The following is a 19,312-nucleotide window of genomic DNA, read 5'->3' as shown; positions in this document are numbered from 1 at the left end:
GAGTTCCTCGGTAATGGCCACGATCTCAACCCGTCTCGACAGTTCTTCTTCAGCGCCCAAGTCTTCCGAACAGCAGCAAGGTCACTTCACCAATCAGAAGCCCATCCAGCATGGCGGCTTGGGCAAGACCTTGGGCATCATGTGGAAGATGCTCTTCCAGAAGCCCCGCAGCACCCGGCCGGTGGGTGAGATCCCGGTGCAACCGCTGACCCGTGAGCAACTGTTTGCCGCCCCCGACCACAGCGTGTTCCGCCTTGGGCACTCCACGGTGCTGCTGAAAATGCGCGGCAAGTTCTGGCTGACCGACCCGGTGTTCGCCGAGCGCGCATCGCCGTTCAGTTGGGCCGGTCCCAAGCGCTTCCATCAGCCGCCAATCAGCCTTGAGGACTTGCCGCCGATCGAGGCGGTGATTCTTTCCCACAATCACTACGACCATCTGGACCACAAGGCGGTGGTGCAACTGGCGGACAAGACCCGCTATTTCCTCGCGCCCCTGGGCGTGGGCGATACGCTGGTCAAGTGGGGTGTAGACCCCAGCAAGGTGCGGCAGCTGGATTGGTGGCAGGGCACTGAAGTCGACGGGATTCGTTTTGTTTCCACACCGGCCCAGCACTTTTCCGGACGTGGCCTGTTCGACGGTAACCAGACGCTGTGGTGCTCGTGGGTGATGATCGACGGCCCACGGCGGGTCTTCTTCAGCGGCGATACTGGCTATTTCGAGGGCTTCAAGCGCATCGGCGAGCAGTACGGACCCTTTGATCTGACCCTCATGGAAACCGGTGCTTACAACGTCGACTGGCCCCACGTTCACATGCAACCGGAAGAAACCCTGCAGGCGCATATCGACCTGAAGGGCCGCTGGCTGCTGCCGATCCACAACGGCACTTTCGACCTGGCGTTTCACGCATGGCATGAACCGTTCGACCGCATCATGGCGTTGGCGTGGGAGCGTAATGTGTCGATCACCACGCCGGCGATGGGGCAGGCGTTCATGCTCAATCAGCCAGAGCGCGGGCAGGCCTGGTGGCTGGAAGTCGAGCATGTGGGTAACGAGCAACACGTCGGCGGGTGATAGCTATTTGGATGCAATCTCGCCGCTGAGTTGCAGGCTGTTTCCGACCTACAGCCGTCCGGATAAAAGGATGCAATCATCCCTCGAAAACCAGTTTCGAGGCGTGGGCGTATATGGACGACAAGAGTAGGAAGGTGACAGCGTCGGGCTCGCTGTGTCTGTTCAAGCAGTCAGTCTTGGGGGACGGTTCTGTTCCCCCTGCTTGCGCCCCGACCGTCAGCAAGGGCGTCGTGTTTGGCACTGATACTGGCGGTGCGATCGTCAGTTCCAGCGCTCACCAGAGCGGTCTGGAGTTTGACTCCCCGAATGGCTACGGCCCCAGGTTTGACATCCCCGGGCCCATGATGCGCACCGTGCGCGACCCCTCGTTATCACTGATCGCCCTCAGCGGCATCGACCCTGAAGGGCCGGTGATGGTGGAGATCCCACCGGTCGCCGATTCGGGTCATCTGATAAACACACCGCCCTTGGCCGGCAGCCGCATTGGTTTTGCGAGTGAATATGTTGCAGGCGATGTTCGGGAAACGATCAAACACAGCGCGCACTTTGCTCAAGTACTGAACGTGCTGCGCACAGCCGGTGCGGAGTTGGTGCCCGTGTATGCGCGGCTGACGGATGACACGGGCCATTTCACCCTGCATCCCGGCAACGAGATTAACGACCGGGTCACGGAAAATCGGCTGGATGGGTTGGTGTCCGATGCGCAAAGTGCTGCCTTTCATCAAGCAGCCACTGCGGGTAACCCAAGCTTTCGCGTACCCGTCGGCACCGATGCCGACGGGGTTTCGAGGGTTATCTGGTTCTATGGCGCGCACTGGTCTGGAGCTCGTCTGGCGGCGTTAGCGCGAGGCTGCCAGCAGGTTTTGGAACGGCTTTAAGTGCCTACGTCACGGCGAGAGTGATCGTACGCGGCGGCAAGAGTTAGCCCCGAGTCATTGAGTGACCCGCTTCTTAGACTGAGGCAGGGATATCGAACGGTATTCCCAACATTCAGACAGGTGGGGAGTCATTTATGATCGGACCAGGTTTGGGCGCAGGATGGGCAGCAGGGCTTTTCGATGCGGTGGTGAACCCGCCGCAGGCCTACAGGAGTGCCGACGATTTGGCGGCGGACATGAGCAGGCCCAATGGAGCCAGTTCCGATTCGGTGGTGAGGGATTCACTGAAGCTGATCGCCAACATGGACAAGGGTTTGCAGGGCGGCAATGCGTTCATTGAAATCAACCCTGACGCTCGTTTTAAAGCCCGTGCACTGGATCAGGAAAGGGCCGAAGGCAGAGTGCGCGGGCCGTTGCACGGCGTTCCGATAGCGCTCAAAGATGTGTTCGAAACCAGCGACAAGATGCAGACCAGCGCTGGCTCCATGGCGCTGGTGGGCAGGCCCGCTTCAAAGAATGCCAAGGTGGTGGACAACCTGCTGAAGGCCGGCGTGGTGATTATTGGAAAAACCAACATGAGCGAGTTGTCCAATTTTCGCTCTGAGGCGCCGATTGATGGTTGGAGCTCCAGGGGCGGTTTGACCCTCAACCCGCATCGGTTGGATGGCCAGGCAGCGGGTTCGAGTACAGGCTCTGCCGTAGCCGTTGCTCAAGGGATCGTGCCCTTGGCATTGGGGGTGGAAACCAATGGATCAATCATCACGCCGGCAGCGTTCAACGGTGTTGTCGGTTTCAAACCGAGCGAAGGATTGGTGAGCACCGACGGGGTGATGACCAGTTCTCGCCAGGATACGGTGGGCACCTTCACCCGCAACGTGCGTGATGCGGCGCAGGCACTGGATGCGATGACTGATACCAACCTCTATACCCAGGGGATCAGGCCTGAGGCCTTGGTGGGCAAGCGCATTGGCTATACGCCGTTGCCTGAATTAACGGCAGAAGACGCCAGCAACCCTGCCAAAAAAGCCGACAGGCAGCACTTTGAGGATGCCATCGCGCTGCTGCGGGCCAACGGCGCGACATTGGTACCCGTGAATCAACTGGGTGAAAGCGTGTCGCACGAAACGTATGAAAAATATAACGCCGCTTTGTTTTCGGACGTTAAACACCAGCTTGAGGCCTATCTGGCCGGACGGGCAGGCTTGCCGGTGAAGTCGCTGTCCGAATTGATTGAATTCAACGAGCGCAACAGCCGTCCGGGTGAGCCTGACCAACAGATGCTCACCATGATCAACGAGATGGACATCAGTGATGAGGAGCGTAATAAGTTATGGGCTGCCATCGGCCCGATTTTCAAAAGCGCCATCGATAAGCCGCTGACCGACCATAAGCTTGATGCGATCGTGTCCAACTTTCGCTCGTACAGCTACTACTATTCGGCGGCGGCCGGTTCTCCCGGTATTTCCATGCCATCGGGCATGGACGACGAAGGGATGCCAACAGCCGTTCACTTCTCTGGCGCAAATTTGAGCGAAGCCACATTGCTTTCGGTCGCCTACGGGTATGAGCAGGCTTCCCAGGCAATCAGGAAGCCTGCATTTACACCCGGCCTGCGCTAGCCCGGATTACTTCAATCCATAGCGAGCGGCAGGTTCACGGTGCGACAGGTTCGGGCCCAGGGCCAACCGGGCGCTTTCGTAGGTGTCCCAATCTGCGCTGTCCGGCAGGGACGGAATCGTCACGGCCTCGCCTTGGGCCAGGCCGGCGAGGGCTGCGTCCACCAGGTTTTCCGTGGTCATTACCATGGTTTCCGGCAGGTTGGTTACCGGCAGGCCGGCGATGTCCCAGAACTCCGTGGCAGTGGCGCCCGGCAGCACCACCTGGACCACCACGCCCTTGTCGCTTAGCTCATGCTGCAACGATTCGCTGAAGGCCTGCACAAACGCCTTGGTGCCGCCATATACCCCGTTCAGCACTTTGGGCGCGAGGGCGACAATCGAGCCAATGTTGATAATCGTGCCGCGGCCCTGGGCGACAAAGTTGGTTGCCGCCGCTTTGGCCAGGCGGGTCAGCGCCAGCACGTTAAGCAGAATCATCGCGTCCATTTTGTCGGCATCCGACTCCAGCAGCGAAGCTGTGGCGCCCACTCCGGCATTATTCAACAGCAGGCTGATGCGGCTGTCGTCCTGCGCGAGCTGGGCAATACGCGCCAAATCGGCCGGCAGATTGAGATCGGCCGCTATCACTTCAACGTCGCGTTGGGTGCTGGCTTTCAAGCGTGTTGCCAACTGCTCCAAGCGTTGCTGGTTGCGGGCCACCAGAATCAGATCGTAGCCAGCGTTGGCCAAGCGGTCGGCATACACCGCGCCAATTCCTGACGAAGCACCGGTAATCAGGGCATAACCTTTGTGTTGCGACATGGCAGTTGCTCCAAATGGCCGGGAAGGGGATCGGCCTTGTTGGAACCAAGATTATGGGTGTAATGTATTGGCTGCAATGTCATATATCCCTCCTTTAGAGACATGAGGTTTGGCCATGGTGTCCGTCGGTATCGTGCTGTTTCCCGGTTTCCAGGTGCTGAGCCTGTCCACCAGCAGTGTGTTCGAATTTGCCAACTTCGTAGTCGGACGACCGTTCTACCGCGTGGATTTGCTGTCGGAGCTTGGCGGGCCGATCAAAAGCTCCATGGGCTTTGCCATTGATAGCCTGGCATTCGGGCAGCAGGACTACGACACGATCGTGGTGCTGGGGGATAACGAATTACTCGAGCCCACCCCTGGCATGGTGGCGTATCTACAAGCGTCGTTGACGGCGTCGCGCCGGGTTACGTCGGCCTGTACCGGTTCGTTTCACCTGGCAGCGGCCGGGCTGTTGGAGGGGCGCAAGGCAACCACCCACTGGTACCACGCCATGACGTTTCGCCAGCGCTACCCCAACGTGAGGCTGGAGGAAGACCGGATCTTCACCGTCGACGGTCCGCTCTGGACATCTGCCGGGATGACCGCCTGCATCGACTTGGCCCTGGCGTTGGTAGAGCACGACCTGGGCGTGGAAGTGGCCCGCGACGTGGCGAAAAAACTGGTGGTCTACCATCGCCGTGCCGGTGGCCAGTCGCAGTTCTCGGCGTTGCTGGAACTGGACCCCAAGTCCGACCGCGTACAAACCGCCCTGGCCTGGGCCAAAGGGCACTTGCGCGAGGACCTCTCGGTAGAGCAACTAGCCGAAGCGGCACACCTCAGTCCGCGCCAATTCAGCCGACTGTTCCGCGCCGAAACCGGCCAATCCCCGGCCAAGGCGGTGGAACACCTGCGCATTGAAGCTGCGCGCTTGATGCTCGAATCCGGCAGCCATTCCATCGACGTCGTCGCCCGGGAGACAGGCTTCGGTGACCCGGAGCGCATGCGTCGAGCCTTCCTGCGAGCGTTTGGCCAGCCGCCACAGATGATCCGTCGGGCGTTGCAGTTGCAAGCGTGAGTTGATGGCCTTGCGCGCTACGCACCATTGGGCTGAGGTGTTGTTGGGTCAATGGATGCCGCTGTTGAATCCAGAAACCGGGAGATGATCCCTTTGGCAGCCGGTTGTGCCGGAGTGCTGGCGCGGCCCCGCACACTCATCCCCCACCCCGGCGCAAACCCCGGGAAAAACACCAACCCTTCAGCCTCCAGCCGAAACGCCACACTCAGGCGGACTCCATCGTCTACATCGCCATGGCTTTCAAAACGTTGAAGGGCGTCCACTTCCACATCTGCTTCCCGGGCCAGGTCTTCCCGGCTCCAGCCGAGCATCAGGCGGGCCTGGACACTGTGCCGTGGCGTGAATTGATGAAGGACGATCTGCTCTTCTACGGTGCTGCTCATTGCCAGAGAGGACATGGGCTTTCTCCAGGTTCGACGGGGGAGGGCAAACTATACTGTGTTTTTGTACAGTTGTTTCTACCGCTCATCAACTGGATTTTTTCGAGAGGGTTGCCCCTGCTCTATTTCGCTCCTTCCAGGTAAGTGCTCGGCGACTGGCCAAGCACTCGCCGGAACATGCTGGAAAATGCCGCCGGGTTTTCATAGCCCAGGTCCAGGGCGATCCGGGTGATGGTTTCGCCGCTGGCCAGGCGTGCCAGGGCCTGCACCACGCAGGCTCGTTGGCGCCATTGCACGAAACTCAAGCCGGTTTGTTGGCGAAAGTGCCGGCTGAAGGTGCGTAGGCTCAGGTGCGATTGTTCGGCCCATTGAAGCGGCGACTGGTGCACGTCCGGCCGCTGCAGAAACACCAGGCACAGGGCAAGCAGGCGTGGGTCCTCCGGCAGCGGGATATGCAGGGGCAAGTGCGTGGCGCGGGCGAGTTCATGCAACAGCAGGCTGACCAGCGTACCGTCGCGGCCGGCCTCGTCGTATTCCAGCGGCATCTCCACCGCCTCCATCAGCAACTGGCGCATCAGTGGTGAAACGCTGATGACGTGGCAGTTGGCACTCAAGTCGGTGACGACGTGTGGTTCGATATACAGGCTGCGCGTCGATACACCGATCATCAGCACTTCATGGGGCACCTGGGCGGGAATCCACACCGCACGCTGGGGCGGCACAACCCAATTGCCTTCCTGAGTGCTGACCTGCATCACCCCGGTGGCGCCATACAACAACTGCCCGCGCCGATGGCTGTGGCGCTTGAGCAGATAGCCGTGGGGATAGTCGGTGCCGATCGCCACGACCGTTCGCGGTGTCAGGTCCAGTTGAGCGATGGAAACGTTGCGCATGGAGCTGATTCCGGAAGTGGCAATATCTCGCATAGTATTGGCCGACTTTCGCAAGCGGGCCAAGCCTTGAATCTCTATCGTCGACAGCTCTCCCTGATGCTGAAGGCGATACTTGATGTTCTATCTATTACTGGCGCTGTTCGGCTGCATGACCGGCGTGACTGCTGTGCTGTTCGGCTTCGGCGGCGGGTTCGTGGTGGTGCCGTTGCTGTACGGCATGCTCAAGCTCAGCCACGACGCGGGCGTGAGTGCATCGGCGATGCATATCGCGGTCGCCACCTCCACCTGCGTGATGATCGTCAACGCGCTGATCGCCACCGGAAAACACCGGCGCAAAGGTAATCTGATTCGCCATTACCTGTGGCCGTTGGGCGGGTACATCGGGATCGGCGCCGTGCTCGGCGCAGGTGCTGCAATGTTCGCCAGCGGCGATTTCATGCGGTACGCCTTCATCGCCTACCTGGCCGTCACCATCGTCGATTGCCTGTTGCGCAGGGGCTTTCTCAGCCAGGACGACAGGCTCCAGCCACGACGCCTGAGCGGCGCGGAAGTGACGGGCGGCGGCATCGCCATTGGCCTGATCGCCACCTTCCTGGGAGTGGGCGGCAGCGTGATGACCGTGCCACTGTTGCGCCGTTGCGGCTTGAGCATGTCCCAGTCCACGTCCATGGCCAATCCCTTGAGTGTTCCGGTGGCGCTGGCCGGTACGTTTACCTACATGCTCATGGCAGGATTCGCCAAGGTGGAATTGGGTGCGTGGTTTGTCGGCTATATCGACTTGCTGGCGTTTGCCATCCTCACCCTGGGTTCGCTGCTGGGCATTCGCCTGGCCACACCGTGGATCGGCCGCATCCCGGATGCACTGCATGCGCGGGTGTATATCGGGTTGTTGGGCGTGGTGATGGTGAGCATGCTGCTCTAGGTTTCCAGCCCCGGCGCCTCGCGAATAATCAGGTGATCCAGGTTCTCGATATTGGCACTGAACACCCCGAACGTCTGCTCGGGGTTTTTCTTGCTCGGTACCTGTTTCAGCTCCGGCGTCACCCCGTAGAAGAAGCAATACAGCGCTCGATCACTGTCCACCGCCGCCTTGATCTGCTCCAGGAACGCCTTGCGCTTGCGGTAGTTCTCGATCAGTTTTTTGCTCAGGTAAACGTTGATGGAATAGGGCTTTTTACCGAGCCAGGCCTTCTTTTCGAAGTCGATGCGAAAGCTACTGGTGTAGTCCTTGATCTCCTTGATCTTGCCCCAGTAGATCAGGCCTTTGTTGTCTTGCAGGTATTCGATTTTCTTGAAAAACGTCCAGTAGGTCGCGGTCTGCTCGCCGATCTTCAAGGGCATGCTTTTGAGCTTGTCCTTGTCGCCGATATTCGACACGTAGCATTCCACCGGGTGGGCGAAGACGCTGGTCTTGTCCGGGGTGGTGTCGCTTGAGCTGTGAGACAAGGCATTGCGGGTTGCCGGCGTTTTCGGTGGTTCTTGTAGGGTGCTGCCTTCGGTACCGATGACCGGTATCTTGCGTTCGTACTGGCGTCGCGTCAGGACAAATTCCGACGGAAAATTTTCCTCCGGCCCATCCTCAGCTTCGCCTTTTCCAGCATGGCGGCTGGCGTACCGGCAACCTTCGATATGCCGGGTGCTGGGGATGTTCTTGAAGTGGGGCGTGCGCAGGTAATTGACGTTTTTTGCGTTGAAGGTGCCCAACACATTACCCGCTTGGAACGCTGCCCGGCACTCGTCATTGGGGCACAGGAAACTGTCCTTGTCGGAATCGAAGGCGGCGGTTTCGTCGAAATTCAGGTCGCGCACGTCATAGATCGACAGCTTGTCGTCGAGACTCAGGCTGTAGGCCGTGTCGAATTTCATGGGGCTCGGGTCCGTGAGAGATTTCGCTATTAATAGCGGGATATTGCGCAAACTTCAGCAGAAATCACGTACGCACCGTCACCCGTCGGCCACTCAAGAAACACAGGGTACCGCCCACTGCCGTCAGCCCGCTCAATACATAGAACATCGAGGCGGGCGATGCATTGATCAGCAGGTAGCCGCAGATCACCGGGCTCAGCGCCCCGCCAAATGCCGCCAGGTTTTGTGCGCCGTAATAACTGCCGCGCAGGGCGTCCGGGGCGATGGTGTCGATAAACAGGAACTCTGAGGGGTAGATGATCATCTCCCCCAGGGTGAACACAAACATCGCGACACACCACGACACCAGGCCGTCCGCCATGCTGAAGCCGATCAACCCGGCAATAAACAGCGAGGTGCCGAGCACGATCCAGTAGCGCAGTTGCTCACGCTTGAGGAAGCGGCCGATCTGGTACTGCATCAGGATCACCGTGATGGCGTTGCACGCCAGCACCGCAGAGAGAATTTTCAGCGCGTTCTCCGGCTTGTAGGCCACCAGCAGAAACTGCGACAGATACAGGGTGTAGCGCCCGTGGACAATGGTGCTCAACAGGCTACCGCTGGTAAACAGGATCAAGGTGCGATCGCTGCGCAGCGTCCGCAGGGTGCTGAGAAAACTTAAGGGTTTGTTACTTTCGTCACGCTGGGTCGGCGGGATGCCGATCATCAGGAACAGGCTGCCAAAGGCAATCGCGCTGGCAATCAGGAACGGTGCCAGGGGCATCTGGCCGGCAATCACCACGCCGAGCATTGGGCCGGTGGCGTAGCCGACATTGGTCAGGGTATAGCGCAGGGAAAACACCTTGGCCCGCTGGCCCACCGGCAGGTTCTCGCTGATGATCGCCTTGGAACCGATCAGGAACAGCGCCGAAGCGGCTTCGGTGATCACCAGGGTCAGGGTGGTCAGGTAGAGGTTGCTGGCAAAGGTCAGCAACAGAAAACCGATGGAGCTGGAGAGCATCGCCAGGATCAGCAGCTTGCGTTTTTCCAGACGGTCGATGATGTAGCCACCGTAGAGGCCCAGCAGCGTGGCGATGAACACGGCGATGCCCATCAGCAAGCCGATGTCTTGCTGGTTGAGGCCCAGGCGGGTGCTGAGCAACAGGGCGAGCAACGGGCTGGTCATGGCGCGGCTGACGACGATGGTCACCGAGCAGATCATCAGGCGGCGGATTACCAGGGAGTACGTGGCCACGGTGGGGCGGATGTCCTTATTCTTTTTTCAAGGCGATGAAGATCCAGTGTGGGAGCGGGCTTGCTCGCGAATGCGGTGTGTCAGTGCCAAATGTACTGGCTGATCCACCGCATTCGCGAGCAAGCCCGCTCCCACATTTAGATCGAGTTACTGGCCGGCATTGATGCTGATTTTTTCCACCGCACCTTGCTCCAGATCCCACTTCTTCAAAATCTTGCCGTACGTCCCATCGTCAATCATGCCCTGCAACGCCTCACTGATGGCCGTGACCAACTCGGTATTGCTCTTCTCTATCCCCAACCCCGTGAACTGCTTGGAAATCGCCAGGCCCACCGGCTTGTACTTACCCTTGTCCAGCGACATCAGGTAAGGAATGGTTTCACTGCCCTGCATCGCGGCATCCAGACGGTTCTGCTGCAACTGCGCCCGGGCATCCGCCGAACCCTCGGTGCCAATCACCACGATGGCTGGCTTACCGGCCTTTTCGCAGTTTTCCTTGCTCCACGCGGCAATTTCCGACGGCCAGGTCGTACGTCGGCTGGTGCCGACTTTTTTACCGCACAGGTCAGTCAATTCCTTGAGGTCTTCACGCTTGGCCAGGGTGTACAGCTGCGGGCCGCTGGTGAAGTAATCGATGAAGGTCACCGACTTCTGACGCTCGGCGGTGTCGCTCATGCCCGACAGCACAATGTCCACACGCTTGGTGGTCAGGCCGCTGAGCATCTGTTCGAAGCCGGTTTCCTGCCACTTGATCTTCACACCCAGGCGCTCGGCCAGGGCGTTGCCCAGGTCAAAGTCCAGGCCGGTGAGTTTGTTGGTGGCGGTGTCCTTGAAATCCATCGGCGGGTAGTTCGGCACGATGGCCGCGCTGATCTCACCCTTGTCCTTGATCGCTGCCGGCAATGCCGCCAAAACCGAAGTGGAGGCCATCAGGCCTACGAGCAAACTTGGAAGAAACAGATTTTTCATGGGGGCGTTCTCGTTAGTTTTTTAGTTAAGTGCGAACGGCAGAAATAAAGCTTTGGGTACGCGGGTTTTGTGGGCTTATTAGAATTTCTTCAGGGCTGCCGGCTTCCACAATCTGGCCGGCATCCATAAACACCATGCGGTTGGACACTTCGCGGGCGAAGCCCAATTCATGGGTGACCACAATCATGGTCATGCCGGTGGTGGCCAAATCGCGCATCACCGACAGCACTTCTCCTACCAGCTCCGGGTCGAGGGCTGACGTCGGTTCGTCAAACAACATCAGCTTGGGCCGCATCGCCAACGCACGGGCAATTGCCACACGCTGTTGCTGGCCGCCGGACAATTCCACCGGGTAGGCATTGCGCTTGTCCGCCAGGCCAACCCGGGCCAGCAACTCCAGCGCATCCTCGGTGGCTTCCTTGGGTGAGCGCTTGAGCACCTGGCACGGGCCTTCGATGATGTTCTGCAACACGGTCATGTGCGGGAACAAATTGAAGCGCTGAAACACCATGCCAGTGGCCAAGCGCTGACGGGCGATCTGTGATTCATTCAACTCGTGCAGCTTGTTGCCGACGACCCGGTAGCCCACCAGTTCGCCGTCGACCCACAGGCCGCCCTTGTCGATTTTTTCCAGCTGATTGACGCAGCGCAGCAGGGTACTTTTGCCGGAACCGGACGGGCCGATAATGCACAGCACTTCGCCTTGTTCGACTTCCAGGTTGATGTCCTGCAACGCGTGATACTGGTCGTAATACTTGTTCAGGTTCACGGCCTTGACGATGCTTCTCATGGGCAAATCTCCTCAGTCAGGGCTTACGAACGCTTGCCGGCGCCGCGGGCAAAACGACGCTCGAGGCGGCTCTGACCGAATGAAAGAACAGTCACCACCGCCAGGTACCAGATGCCGGCAACAATCAGCAGCTCCATGACCCGGGCGTTGGCGTAGTAGATGTTTTGCGCGTTGTGCAGCAGCTCCGAGTACTGGATCACACTCGCCAGGCTGGTCATTTTCACCATGCTGATGAACTCGTTGCCTACAGGCGGAATGATCACCCGCATCGCCTGGGGCAGAATCACCCTACGCAGCGCCTGAAGGCTCGGCATGCCGATCGACTTGGCGGCTTCGTACTGGCCGGTGTCCACCGACAACAGGCCGGCGCGCACCACTTCGGCGGTGTAGGCGCCCTGGTTGATACTCAGGCCGAGGAGGGCGGCCACGAACGGCGTCATCAGGTCCACGGTGTCGATGCTGAACAGGCCGGGAATCGCGATCACCGGGAAAATCAACGCCAGGTTGAACCACAACAGCAGTTGCAGAATCAGCGGCGTGCCCCGGAACAGCCAGGTGTAGGTGATGGCCACGTAGCGCAGAATCGGGTTGGCCGACATGCGCATGATCGCGGTGATCACCCCGATCACCACACCCAGCGCCATGGCCAGGATCGACATGATGATGGTGTTCATCAGGCCCCAGATGATCGCCTCGGACGTAAGGAACTGACCGATGTAGGACCATTCGATCTGACCGTTGGCAAAGGCACGCAACAAGGCGGCGAGGGCGACCACGATCAGGGTGGCGAACACCATCCGGCCGTAATAGCGACGGGGTACATGCTCGTACTTCGTGATGTCGAACTGGTTCTCGGTCTGCTGGCGCTCGGCTTGCAAGCGCTCTGCCGGGGTTTGTTTCATGGTGACTCTCCGAAAAGCTGATAAATCCAAACCCTGTAGGAGCGAGCTTGCTCGCGATGGTCGTGAACGATAACGCTGGAAACCTGACACCCAGCGGCGCTCTTGAGTTTTTCGCGAGCACGCTCGCTCCTACAAGTGAAGCCGTCTCAAATCCGAAAACCGGTGTAACTCTGTGTCCACTCTTGCTGCACAGCCAACGCAGTCTTCAACCGCCCAATCTGCTCTCTTACCCGCTCCGGCGCCGTACCACCCCAACCACTGCGCGCCGCAATCGCCGCTTCCAGGGTCAGGCACTCACGCACTTCCGGCGTCAGCCGCGTATCCACCTCCGCCAACAACGCCGGCGAGGCTTCCCACAACTCAATCTCATGCTTCTCACAGGCCTGCACCAACGCGCCGGTAATCTCATGGGCCTCCTTGAACGGCACACCACGGGTGGCCAACCAATCCGCCACCTCAGTCGCCAAGGTGAAACCCATCGGCGCCTGACGCCGCAGCTCTTCCACCTGCACCTTCATCGTCGCGACCATCCCGGCCATCGCCGGCAGCACCAGCAGCAACGTATCCACGCTGTCCAACACACTGTGTTTGTCTTCACTCAAATCGCGGTTGTACGACAGCGGCAACGACTTCAGCGTGGACATCAACCCGGTCAGGTTGCCAATCAAGCGCCCCGCTTTGCCCCGCGCCAATTCGGCAATGTCCGGGTTCTTCTTCTGCGGCATGATCGAGCTACCCGTCGCGTAGGCATCATCCAACTGCACCCAACGAAACTGCCGCGACGACCACAGGCAAAACTCCTCCGACAGCCGCGAAATATTCACCCCGAGCATGCCCGCCACAAACAGAAATTCCGCCACGTGGTCACGACTGGCTACAGCATCGATAGAGTTTTCGCACGGCCCGGTGTAACCCATCTCCTTGGCCGAATGCTCCGGCTGGCGAGCAATTGCCGAGCCCGCCATCGCCGCAGCACCCAACGGCGACAACGCCGTACGCGCATCCCAATCCACCAGGCGCTGCACATCCCGCAGCATCGATTGCGCATGCGCCAGCAAGTGATGGGCGAACACAATCGGCTGCGCCTGCTGCAAGTGGGTGAAACCCGGGCAGATGCTCTCGATATGCTGCTCGGCCTGGTCAACCAGCGCCTGCTGCAACCCCAGCACCTCGGTGGTGATGGTGCGCGCGTGGTCCCGCAGAAACAGGCGCAGATCGTTGGCCGTCTGGTCATTGCGCGAACGCCCGGCGCGCAACTTGCCGCCCAGGGCCCCCAAACGCTCGGTCAACACCCGCTCGATGAAGGTGTGCACATCCTCGTCATCCAGCGTCGGGTGCAGGCGGCCAGCGGCAAAGTCCTCACCAATCCGGTCCAGCGCTTCCAGGGTGCGCAAGGTTTCCGACTCATCCAGCAACCCGGCCCGCTGCAACTCACGGGCATGGGCCCGGGAGCCGGCCAGGTCGTAGGGCGTCAGGCGAAAATAGCGCTCGGGGCAACGGGACAGCGCCGCCAAAGCAGCGGACGGGCCGGACTTGAAACGAGCACCCCAGAGGCGATCGGTGGGCTGAGACATGGTGTTCCTCACGCTTGTTTTTAGAAGTGACAAGCCCGATGGACGTGGCTTGGCCTTATGGATTCGGAGGGCAGTAGCAAAACGAAAAGTCCTGATCGAAGTGTCAGGTTTTTATGGGCGTTAAAGCCGCCGGTAAAAGCTGTACAACCCGCTATATTCAAGGTTGCCAAGGGCGGTTAAGTATGTTCATTATTGCCGCCCGGCGATGTTCATGGAGTAGGTCAAAGCCTGTTGAAGATGGCACTTGAGGTCAACACGTATTATGGAAACCCCACTTTCCAATTCTGGAAACATACCGCCAAAACCCGGCACAAGACCGCCCCTGCAACTCAGCGGCCTGGACTTCAAATTGCTGCGGGTGTTCAAGGCTGTGGTCGAAGCGGGCGGCTTCAGCGCGGCGCAGAATGAGCTGAACGTGGGCCTGGCGGCAATCAGCAAGCAGATTTCCGACCTGGAAATTCGCATCGGCATGCGCCTGTGTACGCGGGGGCGGGAAGGGTTTGGGCTGACCGAAGAAGGCAAATTAGTCTATCAAGCGTCCATTGAATTATTTGCCTCGGTAGACAGTTTCAGAGACAAGCTTAGTTCAGCACAGAACGAACTGATCGGCGACCTTAGTGTGGGCGTTATTGATAACACCGTCTCTGACGTTAATTCGCCGCTGATTAAAGCGCTGGGAAAACTACATACAGAATCGCCAAAGATAAGATTACGCCTACATGCCTCACAACTGGACGAAGTTGAACGGGGCGTGGTGGAAGGGCGGCTGATTGTCGGCATCGTCCCGGTGTACCAGCGCCGGGAAGAATTCGATTATTTCCCGCTGTACGAAGAAAAGTCCCACGCGTACTGCGCCGTCGGGCATCCGCTTTTTGAAGCGAGGGACATCAACGCAGATGTCTTGCGCCAGCATGAAGTGGTCAACCATCGGTACGCGATCCACAGCGACAAGGTCAACTTCGTCAGCTACGACAGCCAGTCCGCGTCGGCCTCACAGGTAGAAGCTGTCGCCATCCTCATCCTCACAGGTCGCTTCCTGGGCTTCCTCCCGGAACACTACGCCGCGCCGCTGGTGAGAGAAGGGCGCCTGCGCGTGTTATGCCCGGAGCAGATCCACCTGAGCACACCGTTCAACCTCATCCTGCGCCACAACGCCCCACGCAGCCCGCTGGTCAAAGCCTTCGCAACGGCACTAGGCGTGGATCTCAAAGCGCCAATCTAACCCTAAGGATGTACAGAGATCACCTGTGGGAGCTGTCGAGCCCCAGCGAGGCTGCGATGGGATCACCTCGGTCTACCCGCAGACCCCATCCACCCACATCACCGCTGCAACCTGGCCCGCTTCTTCTTCGCATGAAAATGCCGAAAATGCGCATCCTGCGCCGCCGCCAACAACTCCCGATCCCCGCGCGTATCGCCCCAGGCCCTGAGCCGATACTCCCCCAGATCCCCATAAACCGCCTCAAGCCGAAGCACCTTATTCTCACACCGGCAATTATTCCCCGTGAGCTTGCCAGTCAACACCCCGTCAACCACCTCAAGCTCAGTGCCGATCAACCTGATCCCAAGCCGATCCGCAAACGGCTGCAACACCAACGCCGGCGACGCCGAACACAACGTCACCACCGCCCCGGACTTCAATTCATCGGCCACCGATTGCAGACCGGTAGGCCGCATCAACTTGTTCCAATACGCCTGGCAATACGCTTCAGCTTTCTGCTGAACCCATGCCTTATCCACGCCGGTCATAAAGGTGCGGATCAACTGGGCCTTGAGCTCATCACGGCTAATCACGCGCAACACAAACTGCGCGCCAGGCACCGCCAGCTTCACCATCCTGCGCATGAACTCGCCTTTACCAAAGGCGAACTTCAGGAACGGCACGAAGCTGTCGTGGTGGGTCAGGGTGCCGTCGAAGTCAAAGACGGAGAGTACTTTGGCATCCAAGGGGCCGGATTCGAGCATGTCTGGGTTCACGGGCGGGTCTCGGTCCTATCTACTATTTTTTGGAAGGTGCATCTGCTCTGACAGCAGGAGTTTACTCCGGTATCAATCTATTGATTTTGGAGTAAAGCCCTTTGGTGAAAACATCCCGGTCACTCGACCGGTGACAACGCTGATGGCAATTGGGGCACAAGGCTACAGCATTGGTGATGCGATCCGAACCCTTCTGGGCGAGGTGCTTGACGTGATGTACTTCAAGAAATGGCAAGCCATCCACCTCGAAAGGCGCGTTCGAGTCGCAGCCTTCGCAGATGCCATTGGCTTCTTTCAGTACCCAGGCGCGCACCTTCGGGTCGCGAACGAAGGCCGTGCTGGTGGTCGGCACCTTTTGCGGCTGTGCAATTCCGTCTGGCACTTTATAGAACGTTTGTTGTTGCAGCTTGGAAGCCCGGCGAATAAGGGTTTGTTCGTCTGCTGTCTGGGCTGTTTCATCCGATTCGAATATTCGAAAAGCGGCAAGAGCTCTACGAATTTGTAGTTCTACACCTGAGCCAACGTTGTTTGCCGGTTTATATCCGTTAATGCGGTCCAGACCCATTTGGATTAGAACTGCAGAGATATTTTGCATCCGAAACTCAATGGAGCCTTTCGTGCGGCCCGCGAGCGCATCTTCGCGCAGCGAGCGGTTCTCGTGAGCTTTATTGAAAGGCTGGTTGTTCTTCTCCCACGCCAACATCTTCAAGTAGGCATCGACTGCCGCAGCTAACTCCTCGTCGCTCCAGTCCGTTTTGTCTTTTGTGATATCCATACAGTCGCCGAGCGTAGAAAGTCCTCGGACGATACTGAGTGGCCACTAGCACGTCCACGAAATTTCCTACGAGCCTGTAGGAATTGGCACTCTGCAAATACAAAAAAGCCCTGAACAAGTCAGGGCTTTTTAGTTGGCTCAGGAATTAATCCCAGCTCAGCGCGCCGCCGGTCTGGTACTCGATCACACGGGTCTCAAAGAAATTCTTTTCTTTTTTCAAGTCCATGATCTCGCTCATCCACGGGAACGGGTTGGTGGTGCCTGGGTATTCTTCTTTCAAACCAATCTGCGACAGACGACGGTTCGCGATGAACTTGAGGTAGTCCTCCATCATCGCCGCATTCATGCCCAATACGCCGCGTGGCATGGTGTCGCGAGCGTATTCAATCTCCAGCTGAGTCCCTTGCAGGATCATCTGGGTCGCTTCTTCCTTCATCTCGGCATCCCACAGATGCGGGTTTTCGATTTTGATCTGGTTGATCACATCGATACCGAAGTTCAGGTGCATCGACTCATCCCGCAGGATGTACTGGAACTGTTCCGCCACGCCGGTCATTTTGTTGCGACGGCCCATGGACAGGATCTGGGTGAAGCCGCAGTAGAAGAAGATGCCTTCCAGTACGCAGTAGTACGCCACCAGGTTACGCAGCAGTTCTTTGTCGGTTTCGACGGTGCCGGTTTCGAACTTCGGATCGGAGATCGAACGGGTGTACTTCAAGCCCCAAGCCGCTTTCTTCGCGACCGATGGAATCTCGTGGTACATGTTGAAGATCTCGCCTTCATCCATGGCCAGCGATTCGATGCAGTACTGGTAGGCGTGGGTGTGGATCGCTTCTTCGAAGGCCTGGCGCAGGATGTACTGGCGGCACTCCGGGTTGGTGATCAGGCGGTATACGGCCAGTACCAGGTTGTTGGCAACCAGGGAGTCGGCGGTGGAGAAGAAGCCGAGGTTGCGCATCACGATGCGGCGCTCGTCGTCGGTCAGGCCTTCTGGAGTTTTCCACAGGGCGATGTCGGCGGTCATGTTGACCTCTTGCGGCATCCAGTGGTTGGCGCAGCCGTCGAGGTATTTCTGCCAGGCCCAGTCGTACTTGAAAGGCACGAGTTGGTTGAGGTCGGCGCGGCAGTTGATCATGCGCTTTTCGTCAACGGCGACGCGGGCGGCGGAGCCTTCCAGTTCGGCGAGGCCTTCGGCGACGTCGAGTTTGTCGAGGGCAGCCTTGGCGCGCACGATGGCGGCGGAGTCATTGGCGGTAACGGCGCGGGCTTCGATGGCGGCAGCAGCGCCGGCACCGTCGAGGCGGTCCATGTTGGCTTCGGTGGCGTGGCCGGCGTTGGCGCCTTTGGCAACTACTTCGCCGTCTTCTTCTTTGTCGAATTCGTCCCAGCTCAGCATGACGTGTCGTCTCCTGCGTGAGGGCTCTAAGGTGCCCGTGTGAAACCAGATGGTTGGGTGTTCACACGGCCCAAAGGCCGCGGTGGATCTTAAGGAATCGTTTGTTGCAGCTAACGCACGCATTAAACGGAATCAGGGTTACGGGTGTTCTGCTTGAGGCTTGAGGGGCGGAGCGATGCTTGCTGGCTCCAGCGGGGGCCTCAGGTCTGGCTCTTCGTCCCAGTGTAAAGGGATATTGCAGGCCCGATTTACCCGCGCATTATAGGGAAAAATTCGACTTTGTGTTGCGGCGGATGGCCACGGATCGCAGACAAAAAGCCTGCTTTTCGAGCCAGAGCGCGGGTTTGTTGGGGTTGGCTGTAGGGACGAGCGGTAGGATTTTTTTCGAGGGGGTGAAGCGGGGCGTCGGCTAGGCCAGCGCTTTGCCGCAAGAACGATTTCTTGCGGCGAATAAGATCTGGGTTAATGGCAACTAACGAAGTTATTACCCGTTAGAACAACCATTACCCATGACTTGATAGTTCAGGATATGACGCTGACCTTGAGAATCTTCATATTCCATTTTTACCGGTACCACTTTGCATACATCCGGGACATTACTCATGGACAGTACTTTGGCGACGTCCAAGTGAGTGCTGTAGCTGTAATCTTCAACGATCGGAGTGCTCTGGCTGGCTACGTCAGTCGGGGCTTCGTCGGCCAGGGCGGCGGTGGCGCACAAGCTGCTAAGGGCCATAACTAATAACGCTTTCATTTGACTATTTACCTTTTGGTGGTCGAAAGGGGTCACGGGGCCCTTGTGAGGCCACGTGTGTAACTTGATTGGGAAGTTCGGATTAACGTTGCCTTCGTGGGGGCTGTTACGTTGTTAATCACAGTGCCTTGATGGCGAGGTTGATTTTAGGCGTGTAGGTTTAATTCATATACCCGTGCTTTTGATAAACACTATTGGTGGTTTTTGTAACAATCCTGAGATGAAGGTTTTTTCAAAAAACCTGCAAAGCGCCACAGGCCGCGGGCCAGAGCGCTGCCGGGGTATAGGTGGGCAATTTGTAGGGGCTTGTTACTACCATCGTCGAATGGTTCTATAGGGCCGGCCCGGCTACAACAGGGCCATACAACAACAACTATG

General features: G+C 58.5%; 19 protein-coding genes. 6 read left to right on the top strand and 13 right to left on the bottom strand.

Annotated features, from left to right (window positions below; translation table 11 throughout):
- The first annotated feature begins 13 nt into the window (after positions 1-13).
- The 3 genes from ACA046_RS24985 (at position 14) to ACA046_RS24975 (ending at position 3,569) form a co-directional block, all read left to right on the top strand.
- Positions 14-1,072: an MBL fold metallo-hydrolase gene (locus ACA046_RS24985; RefSeq protein ID WP_497675181.1), complete on the top strand. Its 1,059-nt coding sequence runs from the start codon at positions 14-16 to the stop codon at positions 1,070-1,072.
- A 113-nt stretch (positions 1,073-1,185) separates the two neighbouring features.
- Positions 1,186-1,950, top strand: coding sequence for a hypothetical protein (locus ACA046_RS24980; protein ID WP_497675180.1), 765 nt, complete (start codon positions 1,186-1,188; stop codon positions 1,948-1,950).
- Between the two features lie 236 nt (positions 1,951-2,186).
- Positions 2,187-3,569, top strand: coding sequence for an amidase family protein (locus ACA046_RS24975; protein WP_497677136.1), 1,383 nt, complete (start codon positions 2,187-2,189; stop codon positions 3,567-3,569).
- A 6-nt stretch (positions 3,570-3,575) separates the two neighbouring features.
- Here the strand turns inward: ACA046_RS24975 and ACA046_RS24970 are convergent, their stop codons facing one another.
- On the bottom strand, positions 3,576-4,370 hold the full coding sequence (locus tag ACA046_RS24970; RefSeq protein WP_497675179.1) for an SDR family NAD(P)-dependent oxidoreductase: 795 nt from the start codon (positions 4,368-4,370) through the stop codon (positions 3,576-3,578).
- Positions 4,371-4,485: 115 nt separating this feature from the next.
- Here ACA046_RS24970 and ACA046_RS24965 point away from each other — a divergent pair, with 115 nt between their 5' ends.
- On the top strand, positions 4,486-5,424 hold the full coding sequence (locus ACA046_RS24965) for a GlxA family transcriptional regulator (protein WP_497675178.1): 939 nt from the start codon (positions 4,486-4,488) through the stop codon (positions 5,422-5,424).
- 17 nt (positions 5,425-5,441) lie between these two features.
- Here ACA046_RS24965 and ACA046_RS24960 read toward each other — a convergent pair whose 3' ends face one another.
- Together ACA046_RS24960 and ACA046_RS24955 are read right to left on the bottom strand one after the other, a co-directional pair.
- The gene (locus tag ACA046_RS24960) at positions 5,442-5,822 is read right to left on the bottom strand and encodes a helix-turn-helix domain-containing protein (RefSeq protein WP_497675177.1); all 381 of its coding nucleotides are present in this window, start codon (positions 5,820-5,822) and stop codon (positions 5,442-5,444) included.
- Positions 5,823-5,926: 104 nt separating this feature from the next.
- A complete protein-coding gene (locus ACA046_RS24955; protein WP_497675176.1) occupies positions 5,927-6,697 on the bottom strand; it encodes an AraC family transcriptional regulator in 771 nt (256 codons plus the stop codon).
- 115 nt (positions 6,698-6,812) lie between these two features.
- Here ACA046_RS24955 and ACA046_RS24950 point away from each other — a divergent pair, with 115 nt between their 5' ends.
- Complete coding sequence (locus tag ACA046_RS24950; protein ID WP_497675175.1) at positions 6,813-7,619, top strand: sulfite exporter TauE/SafE family protein; 807 nt, start codon at positions 6,813-6,815, stop codon at positions 7,617-7,619.
- Here the strand turns inward: ACA046_RS24950 and ACA046_RS24945 are convergent.
- The 6 genes from ACA046_RS24945 to argH form a co-directional block, all read right to left on the bottom strand.
- A complete protein-coding gene (locus tag ACA046_RS24945) occupies positions 7,616-8,563 on the bottom strand; it encodes a hypothetical protein (protein ID WP_497675174.1) in 948 nt (315 codons plus the stop codon). The genes ACA046_RS24950 and ACA046_RS24945 overlap by 4 nt on opposite strands.
- A gap of 64 nt (positions 8,564-8,627) precedes the next feature.
- Complete coding sequence (locus ACA046_RS24940) at positions 8,628-9,797, bottom strand: MFS transporter (RefSeq protein ID WP_497675173.1); 1,170 nt, start codon at positions 9,795-9,797, stop codon at positions 8,628-8,630.
- A gap of 147 nt (positions 9,798-9,944) precedes the next feature.
- Complete coding sequence (locus ACA046_RS24935; RefSeq protein WP_087693114.1) at positions 9,945-10,766, bottom strand: ABC transporter substrate-binding protein; 822 nt, start codon at positions 10,764-10,766, stop codon at positions 9,945-9,947.
- 25 nt (positions 10,767-10,791) lie between these two features.
- Complete coding sequence (locus ACA046_RS24930; RefSeq protein WP_003211502.1) at positions 10,792-11,556, bottom strand: amino acid ABC transporter ATP-binding protein; 765 nt, start codon at positions 11,554-11,556, stop codon at positions 10,792-10,794.
- A 23-nt stretch (positions 11,557-11,579) separates the two neighbouring features.
- On the bottom strand, positions 11,580-12,458 hold the full coding sequence (locus ACA046_RS24925; protein ID WP_497675172.1) for an amino acid ABC transporter permease: 879 nt from the start codon (positions 12,456-12,458) through the stop codon (positions 11,580-11,582).
- Positions 12,459-12,604: 146 nt separating this feature from the next.
- Positions 12,605-14,032 (bottom strand): argininosuccinate lyase, encoded by a 1,428-nt coding sequence (argH, locus tag ACA046_RS24920; RefSeq protein WP_177083667.1) that lies wholly within the window; start codon positions 14,030-14,032, stop codon positions 12,605-12,607.
- Positions 14,033-14,294: 262 nt separating this feature from the next.
- On the opposite strand from argH, the gene ACA046_RS24915 reads away from it, so the two are divergent.
- A complete protein-coding gene (locus tag ACA046_RS24915; RefSeq protein WP_497675171.1) occupies positions 14,295-15,254 on the top strand; it encodes a LysR family transcriptional regulator in 960 nt (319 codons plus the stop codon).
- A 98-nt stretch (positions 15,255-15,352) separates the two neighbouring features.
- On the opposite strand, the gene ACA046_RS24910 is transcribed toward ACA046_RS24915, so the two are convergent.
- From ACA046_RS24910 to ACA046_RS24895, 4 genes are all read right to left on the bottom strand, one after another.
- Entirely contained in the window at positions 15,353-15,997 is a 645-nt protein-coding gene (locus ACA046_RS24910; protein WP_076016611.1) for an HAD-IB family hydrolase, read from the bottom strand.
- A gap of 73 nt (positions 15,998-16,070) precedes the next feature.
- On the bottom strand, positions 16,071-16,784 hold the full coding sequence (locus ACA046_RS24905) for an HNH endonuclease (RefSeq protein WP_497675170.1): 714 nt from the start codon (positions 16,782-16,784) through the stop codon (positions 16,071-16,073).
- 145 nt (positions 16,785-16,929) lie between these two features.
- Positions 16,930-18,180, bottom strand: a complete 1,251-nt coding sequence (locus ACA046_RS24900; protein WP_167663725.1) for a ribonucleotide-diphosphate reductase subunit beta — start codon at positions 18,178-18,180, stop codon at positions 16,930-16,932.
- Positions 18,181-18,664: 484 nt separating this feature from the next.
- Positions 18,665-18,934 carry a DUF2790 domain-containing protein gene (locus ACA046_RS24895; RefSeq protein ID WP_497675169.1) on the bottom strand — a complete coding sequence of 90 codons (270 nt, stop codon included), beginning with the start codon at positions 18,932-18,934 and terminating at the stop codon, positions 18,665-18,667.
- Positions 18,935-19,312 lie beyond the last annotated feature (378 nt).

This window comes from Pseudomonas sp. LBUM1641, assembly GCF_059716235.1.
This window is presented reverse-complemented; position numbering and strand designations above follow the sequence as displayed.

Bases quoted from the DNA above. Each gene is read 5' to 3' on its own strand.
- ACA046_RS24985 (WP_497675181.1), top strand. From the start codon at position 14: ATGGCCACGATCTCAACCCGTCTCGACAGTTCTTCTTCAGCGCCCAAG.
- ACA046_RS24980 (WP_497675180.1), top strand. From the start codon at position 1,186: ATGGACGACAAGAGTAGGAAGGTGACAGCGTCGGGCTCGCTGTGTCTG.
- ACA046_RS24975 (WP_497677136.1), top strand. From the start codon at position 2,187: ATGAGCAGGCCCAATGGAGCCAGTTCCGATTCGGTGGTGAGGGATTCA.
- ACA046_RS24970 (WP_497675179.1), bottom strand. From the start codon at position 4,370: ATGTCGCAACACAAAGGTTATGCCCTGATTACCGGTGCTTCGTCAGGA.
- ACA046_RS24965 (WP_497675178.1), top strand. From the start codon at position 4,486: ATGGTGTCCGTCGGTATCGTGCTGTTTCCCGGTTTCCAGGTGCTGAGC.
- ACA046_RS24960 (WP_497675177.1), bottom strand. From the start codon at position 5,822: ATGTCCTCTCTGGCAATGAGCAGCACCGTAGAAGAGCAGATCGTCCTT.
- ACA046_RS24955 (WP_497675176.1), bottom strand. From the start codon at position 6,697: ATGCGCAACGTTTCCATCGCTCAACTGGACCTGACACCGCGAACGGTC.
- ACA046_RS24950 (WP_497675175.1), top strand. From the start codon at position 6,813: ATGTTCTATCTATTACTGGCGCTGTTCGGCTGCATGACCGGCGTGACT.
- ACA046_RS24945 (WP_497675174.1), bottom strand. From the start codon at position 8,563: ATGAAATTCGACACGGCCTACAGCCTGAGTCTCGACGACAAGCTGTCG.
- ACA046_RS24935 (WP_087693114.1), bottom strand. From the start codon at position 10,766: ATGAAAAATCTGTTTCTTCCAAGTTTGCTCGTAGGCCTGATGGCCTCC.
- ACA046_RS24930 (WP_003211502.1), bottom strand. From the start codon at position 11,556: ATGAGAAGCATCGTCAAGGCCGTGAACCTGAACAAGTATTACGACCAG.
- ACA046_RS24925 (WP_497675172.1), bottom strand. From the start codon at position 12,458: ATGAAACAAACCCCGGCAGAGCGCTTGCAAGCCGAGCGCCAGCAGACC.
- argH (WP_177083667.1), bottom strand. From the start codon at position 14,032: ATGTCTCAGCCCACCGATCGCCTCTGGGGTGCTCGTTTCAAGTCCGGC.
- ACA046_RS24915 (WP_497675171.1), top strand. From the start codon at position 14,295: ATGGAAACCCCACTTTCCAATTCTGGAAACATACCGCCAAAACCCGGC.
- ACA046_RS24910 (WP_076016611.1), bottom strand. From the start codon at position 15,997: ATGCTCGAATCCGGCCCCTTGGATGCCAAAGTACTCTCCGTCTTTGAC.
- ACA046_RS24905 (WP_497675170.1), bottom strand. From the start codon at position 16,784: ATGGATATCACAAAAGACAAAACGGACTGGAGCGACGAGGAGTTAGCT.
- ACA046_RS24900 (WP_167663725.1), bottom strand. From the start codon at position 18,180: ATGCTGAGCTGGGACGAATTCGACAAAGAAGAAGACGGCGAAGTAGTT.
- ACA046_RS24895 (WP_497675169.1), bottom strand. From the start codon at position 18,934: ATGAAAGCGTTATTAGTTATGGCCCTTAGCAGCTTGTGCGCCACCGCC.